We start from the raw sequence: 6,380 nt of genomic DNA, 5'->3' as shown, positions 1-6,380 counted from the left end.
TTTCTTTTTGTTTGACAAATTAAAGAAGGGGCGTCCCCAAGTCATTTATGACTTTTGGGACAGCCTCCTCTTCTTTTATATTGCGGCAGCCTGTCGCCATCGGGAGATCGCTTAACCGGCAAAATCCTACTGTGAGGTAAAAATACTACTCTACGAAAAGGGCCCCTATCTCGTTAAACTATTAATGTAATCGTGTACAACCTACCTATCAAGAGGAGTGTGGTATTCATTCATGCACGGAATAATGGGAATATCCCGCAAAACATGGGCAGGCAGCATCCGGACCACGTATGTGACGTTAGCTCTGCTCCTGCTGGTTACCGCGAGTCTGGCCGGGATCGGCTCAGCCTCGCCCCCTGCGAAGATCGAGATTAACGGCAGCGCCGTTACATTCCAGACAGCGCCGATCCTGGAAGGCAAAGAGCTGTATGTACCGATGGACGAGTATCTAGATGCCCTGCAGGCCGTCTATACCAACGACGAATATACGTCTACCGTCAAGATTAGAAAAAACGGCAGAACTGCGCAGTTCACGCTGGGCAGAACAACCGCACTGAAGAACGGTGTTCCTCATTATCTCGCCACGCCTGTATCCAAAACCGGCGGCAAGATTATGATTCCGTTCCAGTTCGTTACCGAAGCACTGGGCGGGACGGTAACGGCTGGCTCAGGCAAATCCGTGTTCCGGGTATCCATTAAGCATCTTCCTGACGTGCCACCGGTTGACCCGAATGACGAGCCATACGGCGGCGGCGACGATCCCGTCTATGATTCGGTCTTCACACCGAAAATCGGAAACTGGAAGATCGAAGATGAAGTGTATACGACAGATGGAACGACCAACGGCTCCACGGTGACGCGTGAAGAAGGTGTGCTTGCCGACTTCTCCTTCGAAGTCACGGTTCGCATGCTAAGTGACAACGGCGACCCGAACAACTGGGCGGGCATCAACTTCCGCAAAATGAACGGATCCGGCTATCCGTGGGATGACGGCTACCTGTTGTATGTATCCGCAACTGGCAATGTCGTCGTGTACAAAGCCGGCGAAGGGCCGATTGCAAGCAAACCACTAGGTAGAAACATTACTGAAAAAGATTTACGCTTAAAAATTACAATGGCTGGTCCTGATCTGAATATTTACACAGACGGTGGAACCGATCCCTTCCTGTCCCTCTCGGACAGCAGCTTCACTGAAGGCTATATCGGACTCGGCTCCACACAGGCTGTCGTCCAGTTCAAAGATATTGTGATCACTGAGAACCCGGAAGGCCCGGGACCTGCACATGTGTTCACACCGAAGATCGGCGAATGGAGCATAGAGAACGAAGTCTACACAACGGACGGAGTGACGAACGGTTCCGTGGCGACGCGCGAGGAGAGCATACTCGGTGACTTCACCATGGAGGCTACGATTCGCATGACCGATGCGAAGGGAGACCTGAACAACTGGGCGGGCTTCAACTTACGCAAAGCGAACGGATCTGCCTTGCCATGGGATGACGGTTACCTCGTAATCGCTACGGGAACAGGTAATCTGCTCGTGCTGAAGGCCGGCTCGGGTGTTCTATCAGGCAAGGCGCTTGGTACGAGCATCACCGAGCAGGATCTTCGTCTGAAGGTTACGATGGTCGGTTCCGAGATGAACATCTATGTGAACGACGGGGCCGAACCATTCCTTACCTTATCCGACAGCGGCTTCACGGAAGGTTATGTTGGGCTCGCATCCACGCAGGCCTCGGTTCAGTTCAAGGACATTGCGGTAAGTAATGACCCGAACGGCGGCAATGTCGAACCCGCAACGCCATAATGAGCAACTCTATATGAAGGAGGCAATCATGAGAGAGATCAGGCCCTTATCCCGCTTACGCAATAGATTCATCAGCCTATTGACGATTCTGGCATTGCTTGCCGCCATGATCCCAGCCACTACTCTCCAGGCAGAGAAGGGCTCCATCAAGGTCAGCGTCGGGGGCACCCTGCTTGGAGACGAAGCCGTTAGAGAAGTCAACGGTCTGACCCATGCCGATGTGTCCGCTTATGCGCGCAGCTTGAACATCCCGTATACGTATGACGCGCTGATGAACCAGATCAGCATCGGCGACGCTCAGTTGTTCGTCGAGCAGATCGAAGGTAAATATTATGCGCCGGTTATCCAGCTTGCGGAGGCTACTAAGGCTCTCGAAGTGAAGACCGATGCGAAGAAGAATCTAATCAGCGTCGTCTATGCGCCATCGAATTCAACGATCTCGCCAGGCAACATCCTGTTCAATGCGCTGACGGAACCGTTCGAGCGCTATGGCGCCGACAATATGGTCAATATCGTTCCTGCCGTTCCATCAGGCGGCGTCTTCCGGGATGGCCTGTTCATTCACCCGCCAATTCCCCCCGCCTCGCAGGATCCGGAGGATGAACCGCCGCTGCCTTATCATGCGGCCGTCTACCAGGTGGATCTGACTGCGTATAGTGAGAACGATCCGCTTGTTCTCGACTTCTATACCGGCATCATCGACAATGCGAAGCCTCAAGGCATCCGCTTCTTCGTGAGAGTGAACGATAAGGAAATCTTCAAGATTACAAGGAAGGATACGTCGTGGATTAGGCACATCCTGGATCTGTCGGCCTACGCCGGGCAGAGCGTCAAGCTCGAATTCGCCACAGCACCGGATCCTGTCTCGGATTACGGCTGGGCCATCTTCGCAGAGCCCCGAATTGTTCTCGCCGGAACGAATGCAGCCCCGGCAGACTGGAGCGGCCCGCCAGCAGGCTGGCAGACGTCCGGCGCAATTGAGGCCGGCTCGGGCAAGTGGAATCTTCAGACCGGCGACAGCCGTGTCATCTCCGCACCGCTTGAAGTACTGAACGGCTATGTCGAGCTGACAGGCACGACCGACGGGACAGCACCCGCACTGAAGGCATCCGGCACCCTAGTCGCCGACGGTAAGGACAAATCGACGCAAACGTTCGACGTCGTTGCCATGCCGGCGGAAGCGGGTACTTTCCGCTATATGATTCCTTTCAACTTCGACGACGTATCCACGGGATCAACCCCATCGACGGTCAAGTTCACCCTGTCCTTCACCGCGGGTTCATCCGCCGAGGTTACCGGCTTCGCGATTCTGAGAAATATGGGCATTCTAGACCTGGAAGCTGCGGCTCCGTCCGGCAAACGTCTGTATGCCGATCGCGCATGGAGCTATAAGGCCGTATTCATGAATAACGGTCTGGGCCGCATCGATTCCAACGATAAGCTCGCGGTTGAATTCGTGCAGAACGGCCGAAGCGAGATCAAGCCCATCTCGCTGCTGAATCCGGGCAAGCAGATCACGCTTAAGTGGGACCTGCCGCCTGCGAGCCCCGGCGATCAGGAGCTGGTTCTTAATCTGCTGAGAGATGGTGTGCGCACCGAGCTTAAGCGTACGAAGGTCGCCATTCAGCCTTCCTACGACGTGAACGTGCCGAATCCATCCCGATTCGATACGATTGCGAGCGACAAGCTGACGGTTGCCATTTACAAGAAGGACGGCGCAGCGGTCGAAGGCCATGTGTACAAGAAAACGGTCGACGGACAGAAGCTGCTTGGCACGCTTCCTTTTGGCAGACTATGGCTGGAAGGCTCGGCTCAGACGCCGATCGAGGGGCTGGACATTACAGCCAAGACGGCAACGTCCGTAACGATGAAGCGTAAGGACAAGCGCGGCGATGTGGAAGTCGTCTGGTCCATTCAGAACGACCGCGTCCTGATGTCGCAGCGCTACACGGCAGCAGCCGACTCGAAGCTGAAAGTATTCGACGGACCTTCCTTCCTGGCCGGTGACGGTTCCTTCGGCGGCGCTAAGGACAGCGCCATCTTCCCGGGCGTCGACTATCTGGATCAGGAGAAGTCTTCGAATACGATCGCGGTGCTTCCTCCCTTCCATGAGAGATCGGTGCCGCATCCTTATAAGATTACGATTCCGGCTATAACGATTGAGAAGGACAACAATATCATGACGTTCATCTGGGATCCGATGCAAGAGTGGACCCGCGGGCAGCTGCACCCTTCTGTCTTGTTCGACTCTCCGAACAGGGAAGGCTATGAGCATTCGATCGTCGGCATGTTCGCTCCATCCATCCCTTATTGGGTGAATGAGAACAAAACCCACGCGATCAACGCATTCCCGATCATGAGAGGTGCCGAGATCAAGCTGGATGCCGAGCTTCGCATCTCGACGGGCGATCATGCGCTGGAAGGCGTGACTGACTATGTGAAGGAGAAAGGCCTGCCAGACGTTCCGGAGCCCGCTCCACGCTCGAACGAAGAGCAGTTCAAGCTTACGCTGAACGGTCTCGAGAAGGAGAAACGTGGCAAGGACGGTTGGATCTCGTTCATCGGCTTCTCCAAAGCCAAATCCGTCGAGCTCGGCCTGCTCCAGAATCTGCAGACGATGCGCAGCGTACTGAATGAAGAAGATGCAGCACGGGCCAAAAAAATTCTGGATAACATCAACAAGCCCGCTCCAAATATCGAGTGGAGCTATACCGACTCCTACTGGCTGCGTCAGGACCGCGACGTTATCGACGATCTATATAAAATCTCAGAACGTCGGACGCAGGACTTAAAAAACAGCCAGCAGCCGAACGGCAACTGGAACTTCGTGCCGAACCGCACGACGGCTCCATTCGGTAAGGAAGGCGATCAGACGATGGGAACAACAGCCCCTTACGTGCTGCAGGCTATCAAGTCAGCCAAGATGACAGGCAGCGAAGAGGCCTGGCAGGTAGCCTCCAAAGGGCTTGATGCCATCGCTGCCTTCACCAAACCGACCGGTGCCGGCCCCTGGGAGCTTCCACTGTTCGGCGCCGAATCCTTTGCAAGCGGCCTGGCTCTGCTAGCCGCTGTAGAAGCCTATGAATACAAGAAAGAACCGAAGCATCTCGAGCTGGCCGTTCATCTCGCCGAAACCGGGCTTCCGTTCATCTACCTGTGGCAGATTCCGGACCGGAAGCACTCCCTCTACGGCTCCGTCGCCTCATTCTCGGCAACGAACTGGAGAGACGGCTGGTGGGGCCGCCACGTACAGTGGAACGGACTCGTCATCTCTGACGGCTTGAAGCAGCTTGCGAAGTACGATCAATCGATCGACTGGAAAAAGCTGGCCGACGGCATCATCTGGGAGGGCACTCGCCAGGCGGCAACGACGAAGCGCGAAGGTCGATTCCCTGATAATGTCGACGTCGCACTCGACAAGCCGGTCATTCAGAACATCTGGCCTGAATGGCTGCTGGCTAATATGCAATATGATACTACAGGCATCTCGCCGCACTGGGCGGCGAAGGAGAGCGGCGGCGTCAGGGTCGTGTCGGGCGTTCAGATCGACTCGATTGAGAGCACCGATACCGGGCTGAAGGTCAGTATCACGGGCCTCCGCCGCGGTGTCAGCTATACAGCCGTTCAGACCAAGTCAGCCTTCTCCTCCTACCGAATCAACGGCGAGACCTTCTCCCTCAGTCAGGGTCTGCTGAGCGGTGAGGTGCAAGGCGTTCGCGCAGGGCGCAATATGACCGGCTATGTATTCAAAGTCGCTCATAACACTCCGGAAGCCACGTTAGAATTAGTGAAGTAATTCGGGGAACCGAACAGGCTGCCCCAAAATGAAATACTCCCCATACGGTAGACAGGTTAATAATTAACCTGGTATCGTTGGGGAGTTTTTTATGGTTGTTGTTAGTGGACCGAAAGATGAATGAGCTTAATGATTAAACCCGATAAGGATTCGGAACCTTGATGGATCCTTCCTGCCAACCCGTTCTTGAATGGCTTTCAAAAATGTATTTCCACATTCTCTATAACTTACCGTTTCAATTATTTTCTCACCTTCCATGGTCTCATCCTCGTACTGAAACACCTGATCCCAGTTATATTCGAGCAGCTCATGAATCGTAAACCACGTTGTCGTGTAACACTCATGGAGCCTGAGTTGGAGCGTAATCTCTGGGCTCACGTCATCCGGCAGTCCGCGTGGTTCACATATATAAGGCATTCCCTCCGAATTCCGTTGATTGGCCAAGATGGCGAAGAGTCCATAATTTCTGTCTGTGAAGATCATATCCTCACTCTCAACTTGCCATGTCGATGACTTGTGTTCCGGATATAGAATCGCCGTGCTGTTTTTTGTCCACTTATCTACCGATATCCATTTCTCAACTCGCTTCTCTCGGAGATCTCGATACATACTCTCCTCTACGAAGCAATACATATTTGTCCCCATTAATATCCTCCAAGTTCAGTTGAATCTATTGTATTGCAGATATGTATACTACTTCGTGAAAAACGTCCCCACCCCCTCTCTTCGTAAAAAATAAAAGCTGCCTCACCCGCTTAAGGTGAAGCAGCCTGCTCC

Annotated in this window: 3 protein-coding genes; 2 read left to right on the top strand and 1 reads right to left on the bottom strand. The window is 54.0% G+C overall.

Annotation, left to right across the window (positions count from 1 at the left end):
* Window positions 1–232: 232 nt before the first annotated feature.
* Together ACFO9Q_RS14755 and ACFO9Q_RS14750 are read left to right on the top strand one after the other, a co-directional pair.
* Window positions 233–1,807 carry a stalk domain-containing protein gene (locus ACFO9Q_RS14755; RefSeq protein ID WP_379183337.1) on the top strand — a complete coding sequence of 525 codons (1,575 nt, stop codon included), beginning with the start codon at window positions 233–235 and terminating at the stop codon, window positions 1,805–1,807.
* 28 nt (window positions 1,808–1,835) lie between these two features.
* Window positions 1,836–5,603, top strand: coding sequence for a hypothetical protein (locus ACFO9Q_RS14750; protein ID WP_379183335.1), 3,768 nt, complete (start codon window positions 1,836–1,838; stop codon window positions 5,601–5,603).
* A 126-nt stretch (window positions 5,604–5,729) separates the two neighbouring features.
* Here ACFO9Q_RS14750 and ACFO9Q_RS14745 read toward each other — a convergent pair whose 3' ends face one another.
* Complete coding sequence (locus tag ACFO9Q_RS14745) at window positions 5,730–6,248, bottom strand: hypothetical protein (protein WP_379183333.1); 519 nt, start codon at window positions 6,246–6,248, stop codon at window positions 5,730–5,732.
* Between the last annotated feature and the right edge of the window lie 132 nt (window positions 6,249–6,380).

The sequence above is a fragment of the Paenibacillus sp. GCM10023252 genome (genome assembly GCF_042653305.1).
In the GTDB taxonomy this organism is placed as follows: Bacteria; Bacillota; Bacilli; order Paenibacillales; family Paenibacillaceae; genus Pristimantibacillus.
Note: the sequence above shows the minus strand (reverse complement) of the source record. Positions and strands in the feature narration are given on the sequence as shown.

Excerpts from the sequence above, each read along its gene's own strand:
- ACFO9Q_RS14745 (WP_379183333.1), bottom strand. The coding sequence starts at position 6,248 with ATGGGGACAAATATGTATTGCTTCGTAGAGGAGAGTATGTATCGAGAT.
- ACFO9Q_RS14755 (WP_379183337.1), top strand. The coding sequence starts at position 233 with ATGCACGGAATAATGGGAATATCCCGCAAAACATGGGCAGGCAGCATC.
- ACFO9Q_RS14750 (WP_379183335.1), top strand. The coding sequence starts at position 1,836 with ATGAGAGAGATCAGGCCCTTATCCCGCTTACGCAATAGATTCATCAGC.